This window comes from Pseudooceanicola atlanticus (assembly GCF_000768315.1).
Taxonomy (GTDB): Bacteria; Pseudomonadota; Alphaproteobacteria; order Rhodobacterales; family Rhodobacteraceae; genus Pseudooceanicola; species Pseudooceanicola atlanticus.
The window spans coordinates 380914-401194 of sequence record NZ_AQQX01000004.1 but is presented as its reverse complement, the minus strand read 5'-3'; the positions used below and the strand labels follow the sequence as shown (position 1 = coordinate 401194).

General features: G+C 65.0%; 17 protein-coding genes. 8 read left to right on the top strand and 9 right to left on the bottom strand.

Annotated features, from left to right (window positions below; genetic code table 11):
• Positions 1–462, bottom strand: coding sequence for a (2Fe-2S)-binding protein (locus tag ATO9_RS12975; RefSeq protein ID WP_043749523.1), 462 nt, complete (start codon positions 460–462; stop codon positions 1–3).
• A 91-nt stretch (positions 463–553) separates the two neighbouring features.
• On the opposite strand from ATO9_RS12975, the gene ATO9_RS12970 reads away from it, so the two are divergent.
• On the top strand, positions 554–1144 hold the full coding sequence (locus ATO9_RS12970; RefSeq protein WP_162183073.1) for a TetR/AcrR family transcriptional regulator: 591 nt from the start codon (positions 554–556) through the stop codon (positions 1142–1144).
• Positions 1145–1166: 22 nt separating this feature from the next.
• Here the strand turns inward: ATO9_RS12970 and ATO9_RS12965 are convergent, their stop codons facing one another.
• Positions 1167–1919, bottom strand: a complete 753-nt coding sequence (locus ATO9_RS12965; RefSeq protein WP_043749520.1) for an SDR family NAD(P)-dependent oxidoreductase — start codon at positions 1917–1919, stop codon at positions 1167–1169.
• Positions 1920–2078: 159 nt separating this feature from the next.
• Here ATO9_RS12965 and ATO9_RS12960 point away from each other — a divergent pair, with 159 nt between their 5' ends.
• From ATO9_RS12960 to ATO9_RS12950, 3 genes are all read left to right on the top strand, one after another.
• Positions 2079–2537 carry a methyltransferase family protein gene (locus tag ATO9_RS12960; protein ID WP_043749518.1) on the top strand — a complete coding sequence of 153 codons (459 nt, stop codon included), beginning with the start codon at positions 2079–2081 and terminating at the stop codon, positions 2535–2537.
• A 127-nt stretch (positions 2538–2664) separates the two neighbouring features.
• Positions 2665–4239, top strand: coding sequence for a Re/Si-specific NAD(P)(+) transhydrogenase subunit alpha (locus ATO9_RS12955; RefSeq protein WP_043749515.1), 1575 nt, complete (start codon positions 2665–2667; stop codon positions 4237–4239).
• A gap of 13 nt (positions 4240–4252) precedes the next feature.
• Complete coding sequence (locus ATO9_RS12950) at positions 4253–5686, top strand: NAD(P)(+) transhydrogenase (Re/Si-specific) subunit beta (protein ID WP_043749512.1); 1434 nt, start codon at positions 4253–4255, stop codon at positions 5684–5686.
• Positions 5687–5831: 145 nt separating this feature from the next.
• On the opposite strand, the gene ATO9_RS12945 is transcribed toward ATO9_RS12950, so the two are convergent.
• The 4 genes from ATO9_RS12945 to ATO9_RS12930 form a co-directional block, all read right to left on the bottom strand.
• Positions 5832–6542 carry a MauE/DoxX family redox-associated membrane protein gene (locus ATO9_RS12945; protein WP_156127867.1) on the bottom strand — a complete coding sequence of 237 codons (711 nt, stop codon included), beginning with the start codon at positions 6540–6542 and terminating at the stop codon, positions 5832–5834.
• A 140-nt stretch (positions 6543–6682) separates the two neighbouring features.
• On the bottom strand, positions 6683–7654 hold the full coding sequence (locus ATO9_RS12940; protein WP_043749507.1) for an ABC transporter permease: 972 nt from the start codon (positions 7652–7654) through the stop codon (positions 6683–6685).
• Complete coding sequence (locus ATO9_RS12935; protein ID WP_043749505.1) at positions 7647–8654, bottom strand: ABC transporter permease; 1008 nt, start codon at positions 8652–8654, stop codon at positions 7647–7649. The genes ATO9_RS12940 and ATO9_RS12935 overlap by 8 nt, the downstream gene beginning before the upstream one ends.
• 183 nt (positions 8655–8837) lie before the next feature.
• Complete coding sequence (locus ATO9_RS12930; RefSeq protein WP_043749502.1) at positions 8838–10544, bottom strand: peptide ABC transporter substrate-binding protein; 1707 nt, start codon at positions 10542–10544, stop codon at positions 8838–8840.
• Between the two features lie 267 nt (positions 10545–10811).
• On the opposite strand from ATO9_RS12930, the gene ATO9_RS12925 reads away from it, so the two are divergent.
• From ATO9_RS12925 to ATO9_RS12910, 4 genes are all read left to right on the top strand, one after another.
• Entirely contained in the window at positions 10812–12662 is a 1851-nt protein-coding gene (locus ATO9_RS12925; RefSeq protein WP_043749499.1) for an ABC transporter ATP-binding protein, read from the top strand.
• 230 nt (positions 12663–12892) lie between these two features.
• Positions 12893–14062: an acetylornithine deacetylase gene (gene argE / locus ATO9_RS12920; protein ID WP_043749497.1), complete on the top strand. Its 1170-nt coding sequence runs from the start codon at positions 12893–12895 to the stop codon at positions 14060–14062.
• A 1-nt stretch (position 14063) separates the two neighbouring features.
• Complete coding sequence (locus ATO9_RS12915) at positions 14064–15233, top strand: M20 aminoacylase family protein (protein WP_043749494.1); 1170 nt, start codon at positions 14064–14066, stop codon at positions 15231–15233.
• A 27-nt stretch (positions 15234–15260) separates the two neighbouring features.
• A complete protein-coding gene (locus ATO9_RS12910; RefSeq protein WP_043749491.1) occupies positions 15261–16424 on the top strand; it encodes a M20 aminoacylase family protein in 1164 nt (387 codons plus the stop codon).
• Between the two features lie 125 nt (positions 16425–16549).
• Here ATO9_RS12910 and ATO9_RS12905 read toward each other — a convergent pair whose 3' ends face one another.
• The 3 genes from ATO9_RS12905 to moaA form a co-directional block, all read right to left on the bottom strand.
• On the bottom strand, positions 16550–17611 hold the full coding sequence (locus ATO9_RS12905; protein ID WP_043749490.1) for a glycosyltransferase family 4 protein: 1062 nt from the start codon (positions 17609–17611) through the stop codon (positions 16550–16552).
• A gap of 260 nt (positions 17612–17871) precedes the next feature.
• Positions 17872–19152 (bottom strand): 3-deoxy-D-manno-octulosonic acid transferase, encoded by a 1281-nt coding sequence (locus tag ATO9_RS12900; RefSeq protein ID WP_043749487.1) that lies wholly within the window; start codon positions 19150–19152, stop codon positions 17872–17874.
• A complete protein-coding gene (gene moaA, locus ATO9_RS12895; protein WP_043749483.1) occupies positions 19152–20159 on the bottom strand; it encodes a GTP 3',8-cyclase MoaA in 1008 nt (335 codons plus the stop codon). The genes ATO9_RS12900 and moaA overlap by 1 nt, the downstream gene beginning before the upstream one ends.
• Positions 20160–20281 lie beyond the last annotated feature (122 nt).

Below are 20281 nucleotides of genomic sequence, written 5' to 3'. Positions count from 1 at the left end.
TCAGGCCTCCTGCATCTTGGATGCGGCGTCATGGATGGCGGCGCGAATGCGGGGATAGGTGCCACAGCGGCACAGGTTGCCGGACATGGCATCGTCGATTTCGGCATCGCTGGGGGAGGGGTTCTCGGCCAGCAGCGCGGCGGCCTGCATGATCTGGCCCGACTGGCAGTAGCCGCATTGCGCGACCTGGTGGTCGACCCACGCTGCCTGAAGCACGGACAGGTTGTCCGGCGTGCCGATCCCTTCGATCGTCGTGACCTCGCCCCAGACATCGCCGACGGCGACCTGGCAGGACCGCACGGCCTCTCCGTCGATCTGCACGGTGCAGGCGCCGCAGGCGGCGACCCCGCAGCCGAATTTCGTGCCGGTCATGTTCAGCCCGTCCCGCAAGGCCCAGAGCAGGGGCACCTCGTCCGGCAGATCGACATACCGGGTTTCACCATTGATCGTCAGATTGGCCATGGAATCGCCTCCCGTTAACATGCTGACAAAATCAAGCCAAATTGTCAGTGTGTCAATTGACAAATTTTGCGAATTCTGTCAGATCGTCTTCATGAACGCGCAAATCTTTCCAAACATTGACGAAAAGCAGGGTCGTATCCTGAGCGCCGCGATCGAGGTTTTCTCGATGTACGGGGTCAAGCGCGCCTCGATGGAAGATATTGCGCGGGGGGCGGGCATGTCGCGTGCGGCGCTCTACCAGTATTTCCGCAACAAGGATGACATCCTCGCCCACGGGGTTGTCGCCTTCTTCGACATGGAGGCCGCGGAATTGCGCGAGGCGCTGCGCCCCGGCCGCCCGGTGCAGGAGGCCGTGATGGCGGGATGCTGTGCGCGGGTCGGGCCATTGGCCAAGATGCTGCTGGACTCACCACATGGCGAGGAGATGCTGGCCATCAAATCGGGCGAGGCCGCGCGCCTGGCCGAAGAAGGCAATGCAAAGATCGCCGCGATCTGGACCGAATGGCTCGACGGAGAGGCCGCGGCGGGCCGGGTCGTGCTGCCCGACGCCAATGCCGCAGCCGTGGCCGAGGCGATTATCGCGGGCCAGTTCGGTCAGAAGACCATCGCCCGCAGTTTCCAGGATTACCTGGACCGTGTCGGCGTCTTCGCGGGTCTGATGGCGCGCAGCCTGAAACCCTGACAGGCCGCGCAACGCTGCAGGGTCAGATCTGGCCGCCGCCGATGGCGATTTCCGATCCGTTGACGCTTTCGCAGGCCGGATTGCACAGCCACAGCGCGGTGGCGGCGATTTCCTCGGGCAGGATCAGTTTCTTGTGGCGGTTCAGGCTGACCATCATGTCCCGCGCCTCGGCCTCGCTGACCCCGGCACGCTGAGAGATCGCGTCGGTGTTGCGGGTGACGATGGGGGTGTCGACATAGCCCGGGCAGATGGAGTTGAACGTGTAGGGCTTGCCAAGGAAGTCCTCGGCGAAGGAGCGGATCATGCCGATCACGCCGTGCTTGGAGGCCGCATAGGCCCCGGCGCCCGCCGATCCGCGCAGCCCCGCGATGGAGGAGATCGCGATGACCCGGCCGTAATCCGTGTCGGTCATGGATTTCAGGCTTTCACGCACCGTGTAGAAACAGCCATCCAGGTTGGTGGCCATGATCTTGCGCCAGAACTCGGACGAGGTCTTGTGCAGCTTGCGGCCTTCGGCGATCCCGGCATTGGCCACGCAGATCTGAATGGGGCCGCGGGCATCCACGGCAGCCTGGGTCGCGTCGATGATCTGCTGTTCGTCGGTCACGTCCATGACCATCGGGTGCATCCCCGGTTCTGCCACTTCCTTGAGCACTTCCAGGCGGCGGCCGGTGATGGTGACCTCGACGCCCTCGGCGACAAGGGCCTTGGCCACGGCCAGGCCGATCCCGGTGCCGCCACCCGTGACGATCGCGTGTTTGCCCTTGAGATCCATGGCCGCTCCTCCCTCATTGCGGATTTGATTTCGGCCCGACCATAGAGAGCGCCCGTCAAAGCGCAACCCTGTCGCTCGTCAGGCAAAACCGCAGGTTTCCGGTTGAGCGTCCGGCCCCGGCACCATAGGCTCTGCCGGGTGTCGTCCAGGGGAATGATAATGCCTGCGTGGAAATGGCTGGATATGCCGCCGGTCTGGCTGGTGGGGGCGTTGGTCCTGGCCTGGTGCCAGTCACGGTTCCTGACTTTGGGCCTTGGCCTGGGCGGGGTCTGGATGGATTTCCTGGGCGGCCTGCTGGTCGGGGCGGGGCTGCTGCTTCTGGCGCTGGCCATCTACGAGATGCGCCGTCAACGCACGACGGTCATTCCGCATCAGGAGGCGGACCACCTGGTCACAACCGGCATCTTCAGCCGGTCGCGCAACCCGATCTATGTCGGCGACGCGCTGATCCTGACCGGTTTCGTGCTTTACTGGGACGCCGTGCTATCCTTGATCCTGATCCCGATTTTCATCTGGGTGATCGAAACGCGTTTCATCATTCCCGAGGAGGACGGGCTGCGCAGAAAATTCCGTGCCGAATTCGCACGCTACTGCCAAAAGACACGTCGATGGGTTTGACTCTGCGCCGCAGAAAGGGCAAATCGGCAATGATGCCGCGCAATAATATTGCGCACAACGGAATACAAACTGTCGGAAAATTCCGACATCAGACTGACCAAGTTGTTCATAAAGGGGGACGACACAGGTGAAAATCGGAACGCCCAAAGAAGTGTTCGAAGGGGAGGCCAGGGTTGCCATGACGCCGGATTCGGCGCTGCAACTCCAAAAGCTCGGCCATGAATGTTACGTCGAAACCGGGGCGGGATCGCTCGCCGGGTTCTCCGACGCGGCCTATGAAGAGGCAGGCGTGACGGTCATCAAGACCGCCGCCGCGCTCTGGAAAGAGGTCGACATCATCGCCAAGGTGCGCCAGCCTACAGAGACCGAGCTGAAGCGCCTGACCGCGGACAAGACGCTGATTTCCTTCTTCAACCCGGCCGGGAACGAAGAAGGCATGGAACTGGCCAAGTCCAAGGGTGCCACCGTCATCGCGATGGAAATGGTGCCGCGGATCTCCCGGGCCCAGAAGATGGACGCGCTGTCGTCGATGGCCAATATCGCGGGCTACCGCGCGGTGATCGAGGCCGGCAACAATTTCGGCCGGTTCTTCACCGGCCAGGTGACCGCCGCGGGCAAGGTGCCCCCGGCCAAGGTCCTGGTCGTGGGCGCCGGTGTGGCCGGTCTGGCCGCCATCGGGACGTCCACCAGCCTCGGTGCGATGACCTATGCCTTCGACGTGCGCCCCGAAGTGGCGGAACAGGTCGAATCCATGGGCGCCGAATTCGTCTACCTGGATTTCGAGGAAGAACAGCAGGACGGCTCCGCTTCGGGCGGCTATGCCTCCGTGTCCTCGCCGGAATTCCGCGAGGCGCAGCTGGCCAAGTTCCGGGAACTTGCGCCCGAGATGGACATCGTCATCACCACCGCCCTGATCCCGAACCGCGAGGCACCCAAGCTGTGGCTCGAGGATATGATCAAGTCGATGAAGCCCGGATCGGTCATCGTCGACCTAGCAGCGGAACGTGGCGGCAATGCCGAGGGCACCGTGCCCGACGAGAAGGTCGTGACCGATAACGGCGTGACCATCATCGGCTACACCGACTTCCCCAGCCGGATGGCGACCCAGTCCTCCTCGCTCTACGCGACGAACATCCGTCACATGATGACGGACCTGACGCCCGAGAAGGACGGCGTGGTCAACCACGACATGGAAGACGACGTGATCCGCGGCGCGACCGTGACCCACAAGGGAGAGATCACCTGGCCGCCGCCGCCGCCGAAAGTCGCGGCGATCGCGGCCCAGCCGAAGAAGGAAAAGGCCCCGGAACTGACCCCCGAAGAAAAGCGGGAACAGGAAATCGCGGCCTTCAAGAAAGAGACCAAGACACAGGTGACACTGCTGTCTGTCGGTGCGATCCTGATCCTGGCGGCGGGCCTTGTCGCGCCGGCCAGCTTCATGCAGCACTTCATCGTCTTCGTGCTGGCGGTCTTCGTGGGCTTCCAGGTCATCTGGAACGTGTCGCATTCGCTGCACACCCCGCTGATGGCCGTGACCAACGCGATCTCGTCGATCATCATCCTGGGCGCGCTGATGCAGATCGGCTCGGGCTCGTGGCTGGTGATCCTCCTTGCCGCCCTTTCGGTCTTCATGGCCGGGATCAACATCTTCGGCGGCTTCCTCGTGACACGGCGCATGCTCGCCATGTTCCAGAAATCGTAAGGAGTAGGGACACATGGATTTCGGATTCACGACAGCGGCCTACGTGGTCGCGGCTGTCCTCTTCATCCTCTCGCTCGGCGGTCTCTCGGGGCAGGAAAGCGCGAAACGGGCCGTCTGGTACGGCATCGTGGGCATGGCGTTGGCGGTCTTCGCCACCCTGATCGGCCCGGGCTCCGGCCTCTGGATCCTGTCGATCCTGCTGGTCGTTGCGGGCGGGGCCATCGGTTTCGTGGTCGCCAAGCGCGTCCAGATGACCGAGATGCCCCAGCTGGTCGCGGCGATGCACTCGCTGGTCGGCCTGGCGGCGGTCTTCGTGGGCTTCAACGCCCATATCGAACTGGTCCGCGTCCTGGCGATGGACGAGGCCGCCAAGGAAACGCTCAAGGGCTTTGCTGCCCTGGTGGCCAAGAAGGATGCGGTCGAGATCGGCATCCTCAAGGTCGAGCTGTTCCTCGGCATCTTCATCGGTGCGGTGACCTTCACCGGCTCCGTGATCGCCTATGGCAAGCTGGCCGGCAAGGTGACCTCCGCGGCGACCAAGCTGCCCGGTGGCCACGTGCTGAACGCGGCTGCGGCGATCATTTCGGTGATCTGCCTGTTCTGGTACGCCAATACCGGCGGCTTCTTCCCGCTGGCCCTGATGACGGTGATGGCGCTGTTCATCGGCTATCACCTGATCATGGGCATCGGCGGCGCGGACATGCCGGTGGTTGTCTCGATGCTCAACTCCTATTCGGGCTGGGCGGCTGCGGCGATCGGCTTCTCGCTGGGCAATGACCTTCTGATCGTGGTCGGCGCGCTGGTGGGCTCCTCCGGTGCGATCTTGTCCTACATCATGTGCAAGGCCATGAACCGGTCCTTCATCAGCGTGATCCTCGGCGGCTTCGGCGGCTCGGCGGGTCCGGCGATGGAAGTGGAAGGCGAACAGAAGCCCATCGACGTGGACGGTGTGGCGCAGGCCCTGAAGGAGGCCGACAGCGTCATCATCATCCCCGGCTACGGCATGGCGGTGGCCCAGGCCCAGCAGAACGTGGCCGAGCTGACCCGCAAGCTGCGGGCGGCAGGCAAGGAAGTGCGCTTTGCGATCCACCCGGTTGCCGGGCGTCTGCCGGGGCACATGAACGTGCTGCTGGCCGAGGCCAAGGTGCCCTATGACATCGTGCTGGAAATGGAGGAAATCAACGACGATTTCCCCGACACCGACGTGGCAATTGTCATTGGTTCCAATGACATCGTGAACCCGGCGGCGCAGGAAGACCCGAACTCTCCGATCGCGGGGATGCCGGTTCTGGAATGCTGGAAAGCCAAGCAGGTCTTCGTCTCCAAGCGGGGGCAGGGCACCGGCTATTCGGGGATCGAGAACCCGCTGTTCTACAAGGACAACACCCGGATGTATTACGGGGACGCGAAGGACTCGATCGGCAACCTGCTGCCCAAGATCGACTGATCGCGACCACCACGACACATGGAAAAGGCGGCCCCCGGGCCGCCTTTTTTAATGCACCGAACGGACGTCGGTATTGCGTCGGTATCACGTCGGTACTGCGTCGGTCTTTTCTCGGCGCTGACGGTTCAGTGGCCAGTCAGGGCTGTCAGAGCAGCGCCTGAAGAATGGTCCAGGTGCCCATGCCCATCATCATGAGGTTCTCGGTCAGCGACACGAAGCCCAGCGGCACGTTCGACCCGCCGCCGACACAGGCGCATTTCAACTCCCTGCGGTCGATGTAGACGGCCTTGAAGACCGACACCGCGCCCACCGTCCCGATGAAGAGCGCCAGGGGGCCGGACAGCCAGGGCAGCAGGCCCGCGACCATCAGCACCCCCGCCAGCGTTTCGGCATAGGGGTAGATGTAGCCATAAGGCACCCATTTCCGCGCCAGCAGGTCGTAGTTGAGGAACATGGTCGAGAAGCCCTCGACATCCTGCAGCTTCTGCAGGCCCAGCAGGACCATCGCGACCGCGACGAAGCCGGTCAGCAGGAACAGCGGATCGATATTGCCCGCCCGCAGCATCAGCGCGGCGGCGATCAGGAACGCGACCGAGAAGATGGCGATGACCGGACGGTAGGAGGTTTCATCCTCGCCCTTCAGCGCCTGTCCGAAGAAGGCCCGCAGCTCGTCATAGCCACCGATGCGCTGACCTTCGATGAAGGTCTGGGGCGTGGTTTCGACCCCGTGCTTGTCCATGAAGGCGTCGGTTTCCTCGCGCGTGGTGAGGGGGTGATCCTCGACCTCGTAGCCCTTGTGTTCCAGCAGCCATTTCGACTTGAGCCCGAAAGGGCAGAGGTGATCTGGCATCACCATCCGGTAGAGCCGCGCCTTCGTGCGGTCGCGGTCCCTGGCAGGCGTTTCGGTGAAATTCAGCGTGTCGGTCATGGCGTGGCCCCCTTTCGGATCCTCTGGGGGTCAACAGGGGGCCTGCGCCGAATGTTCCGAGCGGGCCCTCAGCGGCCGCGGATACGCGGGTCGAGCGCGTCGCGCAGGCCGTCGCCCAGGTAGTTCACCGACAGCACGGTCAGGGAGATCGCCACGCCGGGCAGGATCACCCGTTCGGGGTTCTGCTGCATGTAGTCGACCGCGTCGAACAGCAACCGGCCCCAGGTCGGGAAGTCGGGCGGGAAGCCGAGGCCCAGGAAGGACAGCGCGCTTTCGGTGATGATCGCGTTGGCGATGCCCAGCGTCGCAGACACCACGATGGGCGAGATCACGTTGGGCAGGATGTGGCGGATCACCATCATCCCGTTGGTCGTGCCGATCGAACGCGCGGCCAGGACGAATTCGCGTTCCTTCAGGGCCAGCACGTCGCCGCGCACGATCCGCGCGGTCGGCATCCAGGAGGTCAGGCCGATGGCCACGACGATCAGGATGAAGATGCCGGTTTCAGGCCCGAAGGCCTTGGACAGCGGATCGCGGAACAGCATCACCATGACCAGCAGCAGCGGCAGCAGTGGCAGGGCGAGGAACAGGTCCGTCGTCCGCATCAGCAGGTTGTCCAGCGCCTTGAAATAGCCCGCCAGCACGCCGACGAACGACCCGAGGAACAGCGCCAGCAGCATGGCCACGATCCCCACGGACATGGAGACCTGACCGCCGGCCATCATCCGGGCCAGCATGTCCCGGCCCAGCTGATCCGTACCGAAGGGATGGGCGAGCGACGGGCCCTGGTTACGGGCGCGGATGTCGATATAGGTCGCCTCGATCGTCCAGAAGAACGGGCCGAGGAAGACAATGGCGACGATGAGGAAGAACACGACCGCGCCGACCATGGCACCCTTGTGGTGGCGGAACTGGCTCCAGACTTCGGCCCATTGGCTGCGCGGCGGGGTGGTGGGCATGGGCGCGACAAGGATGTCGGCGGCCTGCGCCTCTCCGGGGCCGGGTTCGATCTGCGGTTGCTGTGTCGAATTGTCAGTCATAGCGGATCCGCGGGTCTAGGATGCCGTAAAGCACGTCGGCGATCAGATTGAAGAGCACGATCAGCACGGCGAAGATGAAGGTCAGCGTCTGCACCATCGGCAGGTCATTGGCCTGGATCGCGGTGATCAGCAGCTGGCCGATCCCGTTCACCTTGAAGACCTGTTCGGTGATGATCGCGCCGCCGAATATCTGCGGGATGCCAAGCGCTATGACCGTGACCACGGGGATCATCGAGTTGCGCACAACATGCGACAGCACGACGACGCGTTCGCCCAGGCCCTTGGCGCGGGCCGTGCGCACGTAATCCTGGTTGAGGTTGTCGAGCGTGGAGGCGCGCATGAACCGCGCGATCTGGGCCGTGACCTGAAGCGCCAGTACCATGACCGGCATGATCATCTGGCGCAGCTGCACCACAAAGCTGTCCCAGTCGGTGACCTGGTGGGTGGTGTCGTAGATCGACGGGAACCAGCCCAGGATGACCGAGAAGATCACGATGACCAGCACGCCGGAGAAGAAGGGCGGGACCGAGAAACCGATCATCGAAATGAACGTCCCGATATTGTCGAAGACGGAATATTGCTTGTAGGCGGAGTAGATGCCGATGGGCAGGGCGATCAGCACCGCGACCACGTAGGCCGTGCCGACAACCCAGAGCGTCTGTGGGATCCGCTGGATCACGATTTCCATGACCGGCGAACGGGTCTGCCAGGACAGGACGCGGAGTTTGTCTTCGGAGAAACTGGTGCCGAAGACGTAGTCGACCAGCACCTGCGGTTCGACCCAGAAGAACTGCACGATCCATTTCCAGAACTGGATGTACCAGGCATCGCCGAGGCCGAGCGCCTCGCGCATCTTCTCCTTCACCTCGGGCGGGACGGTCAGCGGCACCTGCGCCATGGGATCGCCCGGCGCCAGTTGCAGCAGGCCGAAGATGACCAGCGAGATGAACAGGAGCGTCGGGACGGCAAGCACCAGACGGCGGATCGTGAAGGTCAGCATGGCTGGAGAGCTTTCGGTTGGGAACCGTGAGGTCTGGTCATCTGGGCTTTGCGTCCGGTTTTGGGCTGCGCGGGAAAGGCATCGTGGGCGATGGCTTGCCGGTGCGGTCCGGGGGGCGGGTGGGGGAGGCTGAGGATATGAAAACGCCCCCGCGCCAAGGCGCAGGGGCGCAATCATGTCAGGTCATTCGTCGATGCGATACCAGTCGGCGACGTTCCACAGTTCCGAATCCCAGGTGTTCAGGATCACACCGCCCAGGGTGTTGGAATGTGCGGAGACACGGCCACGGTCGACCAGCGGCACGACGACGTAGCTGTCCGCGGTCACCATGTCGTTCAGCTTTTTCGCGATCTCGGCGCGCTGCTCGATCTCGCCGGTGCGGCCCAGTTCGGCCACGAGGGCGTCGAATTCCTCGTCGCAGAAGCGGTTGATGTTCTCACCCTGCCACTGGCTTTCGGGGCGGGGGAACTTGTCGCAGGTGCGCTGTGCCAGGTAGGATTCGGGGTCGGTGCCGTCGAAGTTGTTGGCGTACATTTCCACGTCCGCGTAGAACTTCTGGAACGTGTCCGGGGAGCCCGGGTCGCCACCGAAGAAGACCGAGCCGGAGATGTTGCGCAGCTCGGTTTCGACGCCGATCTCGTTCCACCACTGCTTGATCAGGGCCTGGAAGTCCTGGCGCACGGCGTTGGTGGAGGTCTGGAACAGCAGCGACAGCTTTTCGCCGTCCTTGTCGCGGATGCCGTCACCGTCGGTGTCGGTCCAGCCGGCCTCTTCCAGCAGCGCCTTGGCGCCTTCGATGTCCTGGGTCAGGCATTCGGTGTTGTCGGAGGCGTAGATTTCCGGTGCGGGCACCAGGTTACAGGTCGGACGACCCGCCTGGCCGTAGCCGATTTCCACCAGCAGCGGACGGTCGATCGCCATGGACAGGGCCTTGCGGACCTTCATGTCGGTGAGGATCGGGTGCGGATGCGCGGCGGTGGCGCGTTCGCCTTCCGGCAGGTCGGGGGACGGGTCGGTAAGGTTCATCTCGATCCGTTCGACCAGGGTGCCGAAGCCCGAAACCGGGGTGCCCTGACCGCCGGCTGCCATTTCCTCGATCACCTCGGGGGCGAGCTGGAGGTTCCAGGCGTAGTCGAATTCACCGGTTTCCATCACGGCACGACCGGCTGCGGCCGCGTCGCCGCCGCCCTTGAAGGTCATGGTGGCGAAGGCGGGCTTCGCGGGGTCGCGGTAGTTCGGGTTCGCCGACAGCGAGATCACGTCGTTGGGGCGGAATTCGTCCACGACGAAGGGGCCGGTGCCGATCGGGCCGAAGTTGGCCTCGGTGCATTCGGGGGCACGGGCGCCGAGGCAGTCGGCGAATTGCGCCTGCTGCAGGATCGGGGACTGGCCGCCCATGAAGGGACCATAGGGGTTCGGCTTGGGCTCGGAGAAGTTGACCACGACGGTCAGGTCATCCGGCGTCTCGACCGAGGACACGCCCTCGAACTTGGCGGCTTGCGCGCAGCCGCCTTCGGGATGCATGCAGTATTCCGCGGTGAAGGCCACGTCGGCCGAGGTCACCGGGGTGCCGTCGGACCACAGCAGGCCCTCTTTCAGCTTCCAGGTGATGGTCGTCAGGTCTTCGGACACGCCGCCGTTGGACACGGTCGGGATCTCGGTCGCGAGATAGGGGACCATGTTGCCGTCCTGGTCGAAGCGGCCAAGCGGTTCGATCACGATGGACGAGGATTCGATATCCTTGGTCCCGCTGGAGAGATAGGGGTTCAGGATCGACGGGGCCTGCCAATAGATGATGTTGACGTGGCCGTCCTCACCGCGCTCGGCAAAGGCGGCGGGCGCCAGTGCCGTGGCGGCAACGGCGCCGAGCAACAGGGACTTGAGTTTCATAACTTACTCCATTGTTGGACTGACCGGACCGCTTCTGTCGGCGGCGCGGCGTTGAGCCATGAGGCCAATCCATAAAGTTAACCCTGTTCCGAGCGACGTCCGAACAGGGAAACCACGTGGGGCCCCACGCATACCGGGTATCGAAAAGCGGATTCGTATAAATTGCAAGCCCGGTCCTGCACGAACCCTAGGTAAAGGAACACCTCCGTTTGACAATTTGCGCAATCCGTCGCTAGCGTCGGGACACCTTTCAGGACAGGATCCCCCATGCTGGACCAGCCCAACACCGCCGAGGCGACCAAGCCGTCCCCGATCGCCCGGATCGAAAACCTGCGCGTTTCCTTCCAGACCAAGGACGGAGAGGTCTTTGGCGTTCAGGACGTTTCCTTCGAGGTGAACCCGGGCGAGACCGTCTGCATCGTCGGAGAATCGGGGTCCGGCAAATCCGTGTCGTCCCTGTCGCTGATGCGGCTGGTGGAGTTCGGCGGCGGCAAGATCGCCGGCGGGCGGTTGCTGTTCGATCGCAAACAGGGCGGCGAGATGAATATTGCCGATGCGGATCAAAGTCTTATGCGGACGATTCGCGGCAACGAGATCGGCATGATCTTCCAGGAGCCGATGACGGCGCTGAACCCGGTCTTCACCGTCGGGCGGCAGCTGAGCGAGGGTCTGCGACTGCACATGGACATGGACAAGGCCGAGGCCAATGCCCGCGCCATCGAGCTGCTGCGCGAGGTGCGCATCCCCGAACCCGAACGCCGGATGTCGCAATATCCGCATGAATTGTCCGGCGGCATGCGCCAGCGCGTGGTGATCGCCATGGCGCTGGCCTGCAAGCCGCGGCTGCTGATCGCGGACGAGCCGACAACGGCACTGGACGTGACGATCCAGGCCGAGATCCTGGCCCTCATGGATCGCCTTAAACGGGAAACCGGGACGGCGGTGATGTTCATCACCCATGACATGGCCGTGGTCGCGCAGATGGCCGACCGGGTCGTCGTGATGTTCCGTGGTCACAAGGTCGAGGAAGGGCCGGTTGCCGAAATTTTCAGCAATCCGCAGCATGATTACACCAAGGCGCTTCTGGCCGCGGTGCCCAAGCTGGGCGAGATGCGCGGCAAGGCGGCGCCGGAACCGATGCGCCTGCTGGGTGTCGACAGCGGCGATGTGAAGCCCGTGCCCGGCAGCGACGAGGTGCTGCTGAGCGTGAAGAACCTGGTGACGCGCTTCCCGGTGAAGGGCGGTTTCCTGCGTCGGACCGTGGCGAATGTGCACGCGGTCGAGGACGTGTCGTTCAGCATCAACAAGGGCCAGACGCTGAGCCTTGTGGGCGAGTCGGGCTGCGGCAAGTCGACGGCGGGCCGGTCCCTGCTGCGTCTGGTGGAGCCGCAATCGGGCGAGGTGCGGCTGGACGGCAAGGACATCATCGCGCTGAACCAGCGGGACCTGCGCAAGGCCCGGCTGGACATGCAGATGATCTTCCAGGATCCGTTCGCCTCGCTCAACCCGCAGATGATGCTGCGCGACCAGGTGTCGGAACCGATGCGCAATTACGGCACCCATAGCGGGGCCGAGATGGAGGCCCGGGTCGAGATGCTGTTCGACCGGGTCGAATTGCCACGCGATTTCATGCGCCGTTATCCGCATGAATTGTCCGGCGGCCAGCGACAGCGGATTGCGATTGCCCGTGCCCTGGCGCTGAACCCCAAGCTGATCGTATCGGACGAGGCGGTGTCGGCGCTGGACGTGTCGGTGCAGGCGCAGGTGCTGAACCTGATGCTGGAATTGCAGGCCGAGCTGGGCCTGTCGTTCCTGTTCATCAGCCACGACATGGCGGTGGTCGAACGGGTCAGCCACCGGGTGGGCGTGATGTATCTGGGCCGTATCGTCGAGATCGGGTCGCGCCAGGCGGTGTTCGAAGACCCGCGCCATCCCTATACGCAGGCGTTGATGCAGGCGGTGCCGATCGCCGATCCGACGCGGCGGAAATCGGAGCACGAGCTGAACTTCAAGCCGATCCCGTCGCCGATCCACGACCTCGATTACCGCCCCGAACCCTCGGTCTACGAGAAGGTGGGCGAGGATCACTACGTGCTGACCACCGACAGCGGGTATTGAGCCGCGCCGCTGTGCGGGATGCGCGTCGCTGTGCCCGCAATCTCACCACCTGACCTCGCGTCGCCGGGCCGGAAGCCCGGGCTTGCAACCATGGCGGTGTCGCCGCCGCTTGCACTTGGCGGCGCGGAGTGGTTCGGTGTGGCAAGCCGGATCAGGCCCCCGCGCGCCGTCGCGGCGCCGATCCCCTGCGCGCCCCGCACATAGCCGGACCACAAGAAAGACCCCACTGGATGACCTCTCGTCTCAGCCCTTACGACATCATGGAAAAGCTGGTGAGCTTTCCGACCGTTTCCCGTGACAGCAACCTGCCGCTGATCGACTGGGTGCAGGAATACCTGGAGGGCCACGGCGTGCAGGTCTATCGCCACCTCCACGACAGCGAACCGAAGGCGGGGCTGTGGGCGCATGCGGGCCCGATGGAAGAGGGCGGTGTGATCCTGTCAGGTCATACGGACGTGGTGCCGGTGGACGGGCAGGACTGGTCCAGCGATCCCTTCACCGTGACCGAGCGGGACGGCAAGTATTACGGGCGCGGCTGCTGCGACATGAAGAGCTTCGACGCGCTGGCCATCTGGGCCATGGTCGAGGCGCAGCACGGCGACATCGCGCGCCCGCTGCAACTGGCCCTGACCTATGACGAGGAGATCGGGCTGATCGGTGCCGACCCTCTGCTGAAGGATGCGGGCGACAAGTTCCCCCGCGCCTCGGCCGCGATCATCGGTGAACCGACGACGATGCAGGCAGTGACCGGCCACAAGGGCGGCATGGCCTGGGACGTGCATGTGCGCGGCTTCGAGATCCATTCCTCGCTGGCGCATCGCGGAGTGTCGGCGATCATGGAGGGCGCGCGGCTGATCCAGTGGGCCAACGAGGTGAACGCCGAAAGCGCCGCCGCTACGCCGTCGGACATCAACGCGGTCTTCGATCCGCCCTGGTCCAACCTGCATGTGGGCATGATCGAGGGCGGCACCGCCCACAACATCACCGCGCGGGATTGCCATTTCGTCTTCTCGATCCGGCTGGTGCCGGGCGACGATGCGGCGGCCTGGGAAAAGCGCGTCCGCGACAAGGTGGCCGAGATCGAGGCCGACATGCAGGCGATCGACCCGTCCTGCTTCATCGAACTGACCGAACGGTTCGCGGGCCCCGGCCTGATGGCCGAACCGGGCGGCAAGGCCGAAACCCTGGTGCGGCAATTGACCGGCGACAATGCCCAGCACGTCGTCAGCTATGGCACGGAGGCCGGGTATTTCCAGGCCCATGGCTTTGACGCGGTGGTCTGCGGGCCGGGCGACATCAACCAGGCGCACCAGCCCGACGAATTCATCGAGGTCGCTCAGTTCGAGGCCGGACACGGCTTCATGCAGCGGCTGATCGACCATCTGAAACAGGGGGCGTGACATGCCGATCCGCAACCGCTTTGCCGAATTGCACGACGAGATCACAGCCTGGCGGCGCGATTTCCACGAACATCCCGAGATCCTCTACGAGGTGCACCGCACCGCGGGCATCGTGGCCGACAAGCTGCGCGACTTCGGCTGTGACGAGGTGGTCGAGGGGATCGGACGCACCGGCGTCGTCGGCATCATCAAGGGGCGCGAGGGCGGATCGGGCAAGGTGATCGGGCTGCGCGCCGACATGGACGCGCTGCCGATGACGGAACAGACCGGGCTGCCGCATGCCTCGAAAACGCCGGGGGCGATGCATGCCTGCGGCCATGATGGCCATACCGCGATCCTGCTGGGCGCCGCGAAATACCTGAGCGAGACGCGCAATTTCGGCGGCACGGTCGTCGTGATCTTCCAGCCGGCAGAGGAAGGCGGGGCAGGCGGCCTGGCCATGGTCGAGGACGGGCTGATGGATCGCTGGAACATCGACGAGGTCTATGGACTGCACAACATGCCCGGCATTCCGGCGGGCGAGTTTGCGATCCGGCCCGGGGCGCTGCTGGCCTCTGCCGATGAATTCAACATCCAGATCAAGGGCGTGGGCGGTCACGCCGCGCAGCCACATACCACGGTCGACCCGGTCGTTGCCGCGGCCCATGTCATCGTCGCGCTGCAAAGCGTAGCCAGCCGAAACGCCGATCCGACCAAGTCGCTGGTCGTGTCGGTCTGTACGGTGAAATCCGACACAGAGGCGCACAACATCATCCCCGGCGCGGTGGCGCTGCGCGGTACGGTCCGCGCGCTCGACCCCGAATTGCGGGAGATGGCGGAGGCGCGCATTCGCAGCCTTGTCACCGCCACCGCCGCCGCCTTTGGCGCCGAGGCCGAGATCGACTATGCCCGCGGCTACCCGGTGACGATGAACAGCCCCGACCAGACCGATTTTGCCGCCGACATGGCCGAGGCCGTGTCGGGCCGCGTCGACCGCGAGGCCGCACCGGTCCTGGCGGCGGAGGATTTCGCCTATATGCTTGAGGCGCGCCCCGGCGCCTATATCATGCTGGGCAACGGGGTGGATCGCCCTGCGGTCCACCACCCCGAATACGATTTCAACGATGACGCCATTCCGGCCGGGTGTTCCTGGTTCGCGGAACTGGTGGAACGACGGATGCCGGTGGCCTGAGCCACGGCCTAAAGAAGGACCCTCGATATGCCCGTGAAGAACCGCTTTTCCGAAATGCTGCCCGAGATCACCGAATGGCGGCATGACCTGCATGAAAACCCCGAGATCCTGTTCGACACCGTGCGCACCGCCAGCGTTGTCGAGGAAAAGCTGAAAGCCTTTGGCTGTGACGAGGTCGTCACCGGCCTCGGGCGCACCGGCGTGGTCGGCGTGATCAAGGGCAAGTCCAACGGGTCGGGCAAGGTGATCGGGCTGCGCGCCGACATGGATGCGCTGCCGATCCTGGAAAAGACCGGGGTGGATTATGCCTCCAAGACGCCGGGGGCGATGCATGCCTGCGGCCATGACGGCCATACCGCCATGCTGCTGGGCGCGGCCAAGTACCTGAGCGAGACGCGCAATTTCGACGGCACGGTCGTGGTGATCTTCCAGCCCGCCGAAGAAGGCGGCGGCGGCGGCAAGGAGATGTGCGACGACGGCATGATGGAGCGCTTCGGCATCCAGGAGGTCTATGGCATGCATAACTGGCCGGGGATCCCCACGGGCCAGTTCGCGATCCGGCCCGGCGGGTTCTTTGCCTCCACCGACCAGTTCGAGATCACCGTGGTCGGGCAGGGCGGGCACGCTGCGCAGCCCAACCGCACGGTCGATCCGATCGTCACCGCCTCGACCATGGTGTCGGCGCTGCAAAGCATCGCGTCGCGCAATGCCGACCCGATCCAGCAGATCGTGGTATCGGTCTGTTCCATCGAAAGCTCGTCCAAGGCGTTCAACGTCATCCCCGACAGCGTGACCGTGCGTGGCACGATCCGCACCATGTCGAAAGAGACCCGTGAACTGGCCGAAACCCGGTTGAAGGCCATTGCGACCTCGACCTGCGAGGCCTTCGGCGCGCGGGCGGATATCAACTGGATCCCCGGCTATCCGACCATGGTGAACAGCGAGGAACAGACGGAATTCGCGGCTTCGGTCGCGTCATCGGTCGCGGGCGCCTGCGACGTGGCCGAAGTGACGATGGGCGGCGAGGATTTCGCCTACATGCTGGAGGAACGGCCGGGCGCCTATATCCTCGTCGGCAATGGCGACAGCGCCAATGTCCATACGCCGGAATACAATTTCAACGACGAGGCCATCCCCGCCGGCTGTTCCTGGTGGGCCGGGATCGTCGAACAGCGGATGCCGGCGGCCTGAGAGGTGTTGGTCCGGGGCCGGGTCTGGCCCTGGGCTGTCCCATGCGGTTGGCGTCTTGGACGGGGGATGCGGGAGATGATCCGGCCCCGACCTGACCTACGCCATCGTCGCGGTGCTGGCAGGGCTCAGCCCTTGGCCAGCAGCGCCCGGTAGATCTCGATCAACGCCTTCGCCTCGTCCTCGATCCGGAAATGGGTCAGGACATGGGTGCGGGCGGCGTCTCCCATGCGGGTGAGGGCGTCGGGATCGGACAAGAGCGCGTCGGCGGCCCTGGTCATCGCGGGGATGTCGTCGGGCGGGACCAGCGCGCCGGTCGTGCCGTCGGCCACCAGCTCCTCGAAGGCGCCGACGCGGGTGGCGAGGACGGGGACACCGCAGGCCATCGCCTCGAGCGGGGTGAGGCCGAAGCCCTCCCACCTTTGCGGCGCGATGTAGAGGTCGAGCACACGGTACCAGTCGGCCATCTGCCAGACCGGCACTTCGGGCTTGAAGAGCAGGCGGTCGGCATGGCCACGGGCCGTGATCCGGGCCTTCAGGTCAGCCTCGAAACCCTGGTGTTTCTCGGTCGCGCGGCCCATGACGATGCCGACCAGCGCGGGGTCGCGATCCATCCGGTCGAGCATCGCATCGACGAAGACATCCGTCCCCTTCTGCGCGCGGATGCGCCCGTAACAGCCTGCGATCGCTGCGTTTTCCGGCAGGCCCAGCGACCGGCGCAGGGCGGCGCGGTCGTCGGAGTGCGAGAACTGGTCGGTGTCGATGCCATGATGGATCACCGTCGCCTCGCGTTCGAGGTAGGTCGCGGTGCGGGCAGAGGTGGCGACGACCGCCTCCATCCGCCGGATCAGCCACTTGGTCAGCCCGGTATGGTGCCGCTGCGAGGCGGAGGTGAACATCAGCCGCAGCTTTTTGCGCAACAGGTGTTTCAGGGCGAGGCCGGCGATCATCTCGATATTGCGGCGGGCATGGAAAACGCGGGCGCCGTGGGGCCCCTTGCGCGACATGGTGACGAGGCGCGCGGGCGGGATCGTGGGAACCTGATCCGGCATTTCGGGGGCGACGGCGGCGATGCCGATCTCGCGCGCCTGAAGCGGCACGAGCCGCACGACGGTGGAGGTCACGCCAGAGAGCCGACGCTTGAAATTCGGCGCGATCACGTCGATGCGGGAGAGGTCCGGAGCGGTCATGTCTTCGGCTTACACCGGCGCGGGCGGGGCGGGAAGGGGGGCGTTTGGGACGGCGGTCAACAGGTGTGAGTTATTGCGTCCACAAGCCGTGCGAGCGCCGCCCCGGTGGGGGCGGCATCGTCCATTGTCCTCGGACCAATGGCGGACAATGTACGATCGCTCGCACGGCGCCTTTGGCTTGATTCCGTGCGGGTTCTGAGAGCGCGCCCATAGGGCGGCGGCCGGTCGCTAACCCCTTCCAATCACACCCGTCGACCCACTCAGCCGAACAGCTTCGCCTGCAGCAACTCGGTCAGGTCGTCGAGCGCGCTGGATTGGCGCGAGACGATGGCGCGGGCGGCGGAGCCTTTTTCGGCGGCCTCCAGCGGGTTCGACAGCAGGGCGGCGACCTGGCGGCCGAGCTCCTTGGGTTTCTTGACGATATCGAGGGCGGCGGCGGCCTCGAACTCGGCATAGACGTCGGTGAAATTCGCGTAGCGGGGGCCGGCGAGCAGGGGCACGCCGAATTGCGCGGGCTCGTAGGGGTTGTGGCCGCCGGCCGGGCCGAAAGTGCCGCCGATAAAGACCACGGGGGCAAGGGAGAACCACAGCCCCATCTCGCCCAGGGTATCGGCGAGGTAGACATCCGCCTCGCCCGGCGCTTCGCCCGCGCCGCGACGGGCCACGGTGAGGCCCTGGGCGCGGATCTCCTCGGCGATGGCCTCGGCGCGTTCGACATGGCGGGGGGCGAGGATCAGGCGCAGGTCGGGATGGGTCTTGCGGGCCTCCAAATGCGCCTTGAGCACCTGCTTCTCTTCGCCCTCATGGGTCGAGGCGGCGAGCCAGAGCGGGCCGTCCAGCGCATCGGCCAGCGCCACCAGCGCGTCGGGATCCACGGGCAGGGGGGCGGCGGTGGATTTCAGGTTGGGGCCAAGCGCGGTGGTCGCGGGATCGGCGCCAAGCGCCAACAAACCGTCGCAGGTGGCCTGGTCCTGGGTGCGGATCAGCGAAAAAAGCGACAGCAGGTAGCGCGCGGTGTGATCGAAGCGGGCCCAGTTCTTCAGGCTGGTGCGGGACATGCGGGCATTGACCAGGGCGAGCTTCAGCCCGCGCGACTGCGCCTCGACCAGCATCTGGGGCCATATCTCGCTTTCGACAAAGATGCCCGCATCGGGGCGCCAATGATCGAGGAACCGGCGCAGGGCGGCGCGGTTGTCGAGCGGGGCGAATTGGTGGCGGCAGCCCTCGGGCATGCGCTTGGACAGGATCTCAGCCGAGCTGGCCGTGCCGGAGGTGATCAGCGCCTGGGCGCCGGGCATCCGCGTCATCAGCCGGTCGGCCAGCGTGAGGATCGACAGGCTTTCCCCGACAGACGCGGCGTGGAACCAGATCAGGCGACCATCGGGCCGGTCTTCGGTCGCGTGGCCCAGGCGTTCGCGGCGACGATTTTCGGGCACGCCTTCGCGGGCGAGCTTGGCCGAAACCCGGCGCCAGATCAGCGGCGCGGCCAGGGCCGAGATACCGCGATAGAACTGGTAGAAGACGGTCCCCTCGGGCCGCATCAGCCGCCCGTATGGCTCATGTGGCGCGAGACCTGGCCATCGGCCTTCTGGCGGGAATAGTCGAAATCATGCCCTTCCGGCTTGCGGTCAATCGCGGCGCGGATCGCGGCCTCGAGCGGGGCGTCGTCATGGGGATGGGCGCGCAGCGGCATCCGCAGGTCGGCCACGTCTTCCTGGCCGAGGCACATGAAGATCTCTCCGGTGCAGGTGATCCGCACGCGGTTGCAGCTTTCGCAGAAATTATGCGTGAGCGGCGTGATGAAGCCGATCTTCTGGCCGGTTTCCTGCAATTGCACGTAGCGGGCGGGGCCGCCGGTGCGTTCGGCAAGGTCGATCAGGGTATATTGCTTGGCCAGTTCACTGCGCAGGTCGCGCAGGGACCAATATTGCCCGATCCGGTCCTCGTTGCCGAGATCGCCCATCGGCATGACCTCGATCCAGGTCATGTCCATGCCGCGTTCGGCGCAGAATTCGGTGAGGGTGAACAGCTCGTCCTCGTTGAATTCCTTCAGGGCGACGGCGTTCAGCTTGACCTTGAGCCCGGCGGCCTGGGCGGCGTCCAGCCCGCGCATCACCTGGGGCAGGCGGCCCCAGCGGGTGACGCGGGCGAATTTTTCCTCGTCCAGCGTGTCGAGGGACACGTTCACGCGACGCACCCCGGCGGCGTAGAGGTCCTTGGCGAAGCGTTCCAGCTGCGAGCCGTTGGTCGTCAGCGTCAGTTCCTTCAGCTGGCCGCTGTCGAGGTGGCGGGACATGGAGTGGAAGAACTTCATGATGTCGCGGCGCACCAGCGGCTCCCCCCCGGTGATCCGCAGTTTCTGCACGCCGAGGCCCACGAAGGTGGAACACAGGCGATCCAGTTCCTCGAGCGTCAGAAGCTCCTTCTTGGGCAGGAAGGTCATGTTTTCCGCCATGCAATAGACACAGCGGAAATCGCATCGGTCGGTGACCGAGACGCGAAGATAGGTGATCGCACGGGCGAAGGGGTCGATGAGGGGTGCTGTCATGGTCGGGACATTAGGTCTGCGCGCCGGGCGGGGCAAGCGGGATCACGGGGTTGTGCCATGGGCTTTGGTCGCAAGGGGCGTGCGGGCCATTGCGCTGGCCGTGCGGGCGCTCCATGATCGGG

What these genes read in the sequence shown, in the direction of transcription:
- ATO9_RS12975 (WP_043749523.1), bottom strand. Translation starts at nt 462, where the DNA reads ATGGCCAATCTGACGATCAATGGTGAAACCCGGTATGTCGATCTGCCG.
- ATO9_RS12970 (WP_162183073.1), top strand. Translation starts at nt 554, where the DNA reads ATGAACGCGCAAATCTTTCCAAACATTGACGAAAAGCAGGGTCGTATC.
- ATO9_RS12965 (WP_043749520.1), bottom strand. Translation starts at nt 1,919, where the DNA reads ATGGATCTCAAGGGCAAACACGCGATCGTCACGGGTGGCGGCACCGGG.
- ATO9_RS12960 (WP_043749518.1), top strand. Translation starts at nt 2,079, where the DNA reads ATGCCTGCGTGGAAATGGCTGGATATGCCGCCGGTCTGGCTGGTGGGG.
- ATO9_RS12950 (WP_043749512.1), top strand. Translation starts at nt 4,253, where the DNA reads ATGGATTTCGGATTCACGACAGCGGCCTACGTGGTCGCGGCTGTCCTC.
- ATO9_RS12945 (WP_156127867.1), bottom strand. Translation starts at nt 6,542, where the DNA reads ATGGTGATGCCAGATCACCTCTGCCCTTTCGGGCTCAAGTCGAAATGG.
- ATO9_RS12940 (WP_043749507.1), bottom strand. Translation starts at nt 7,654, where the DNA reads ATGACTGACAATTCGACACAGCAACCGCAGATCGAACCCGGCCCCGGA.
- ATO9_RS12935 (WP_043749505.1), bottom strand. Translation starts at nt 8,654, where the DNA reads ATGCTGACCTTCACGATCCGCCGTCTGGTGCTTGCCGTCCCGACGCTC.
- ATO9_RS12930 (WP_043749502.1), bottom strand. Translation starts at nt 10,544, where the DNA reads ATGAAACTCAAGTCCCTGTTGCTCGGCGCCGTTGCCGCCACGGCACTG.
- ATO9_RS12925 (WP_043749499.1), top strand. Translation starts at nt 10,812, where the DNA reads ATGCTGGACCAGCCCAACACCGCCGAGGCGACCAAGCCGTCCCCGATC.
- argE (WP_043749497.1), top strand. Translation starts at nt 12,893, where the DNA reads ATGACCTCTCGTCTCAGCCCTTACGACATCATGGAAAAGCTGGTGAGC.
- ATO9_RS12915 (WP_043749494.1), top strand. Translation starts at nt 14,064, where the DNA reads ATGCCGATCCGCAACCGCTTTGCCGAATTGCACGACGAGATCACAGCC.
- ATO9_RS12910 (WP_043749491.1), top strand. Translation starts at nt 15,261, where the DNA reads ATGCCCGTGAAGAACCGCTTTTCCGAAATGCTGCCCGAGATCACCGAA.
- ATO9_RS12905 (WP_043749490.1), bottom strand. Translation starts at nt 17,611, where the DNA reads ATGACCGCTCCGGACCTCTCCCGCATCGACGTGATCGCGCCGAATTTC.
- ATO9_RS12900 (WP_043749487.1), bottom strand. Translation starts at nt 19,152, where the DNA reads ATGCGGCCCGAGGGGACCGTCTTCTACCAGTTCTATCGCGGTATCTCG.
- moaA (WP_043749483.1), bottom strand. Translation starts at nt 20,159, where the DNA reads ATGACAGCACCCCTCATCGACCCCTTCGCCCGTGCGATCACCTATCTT.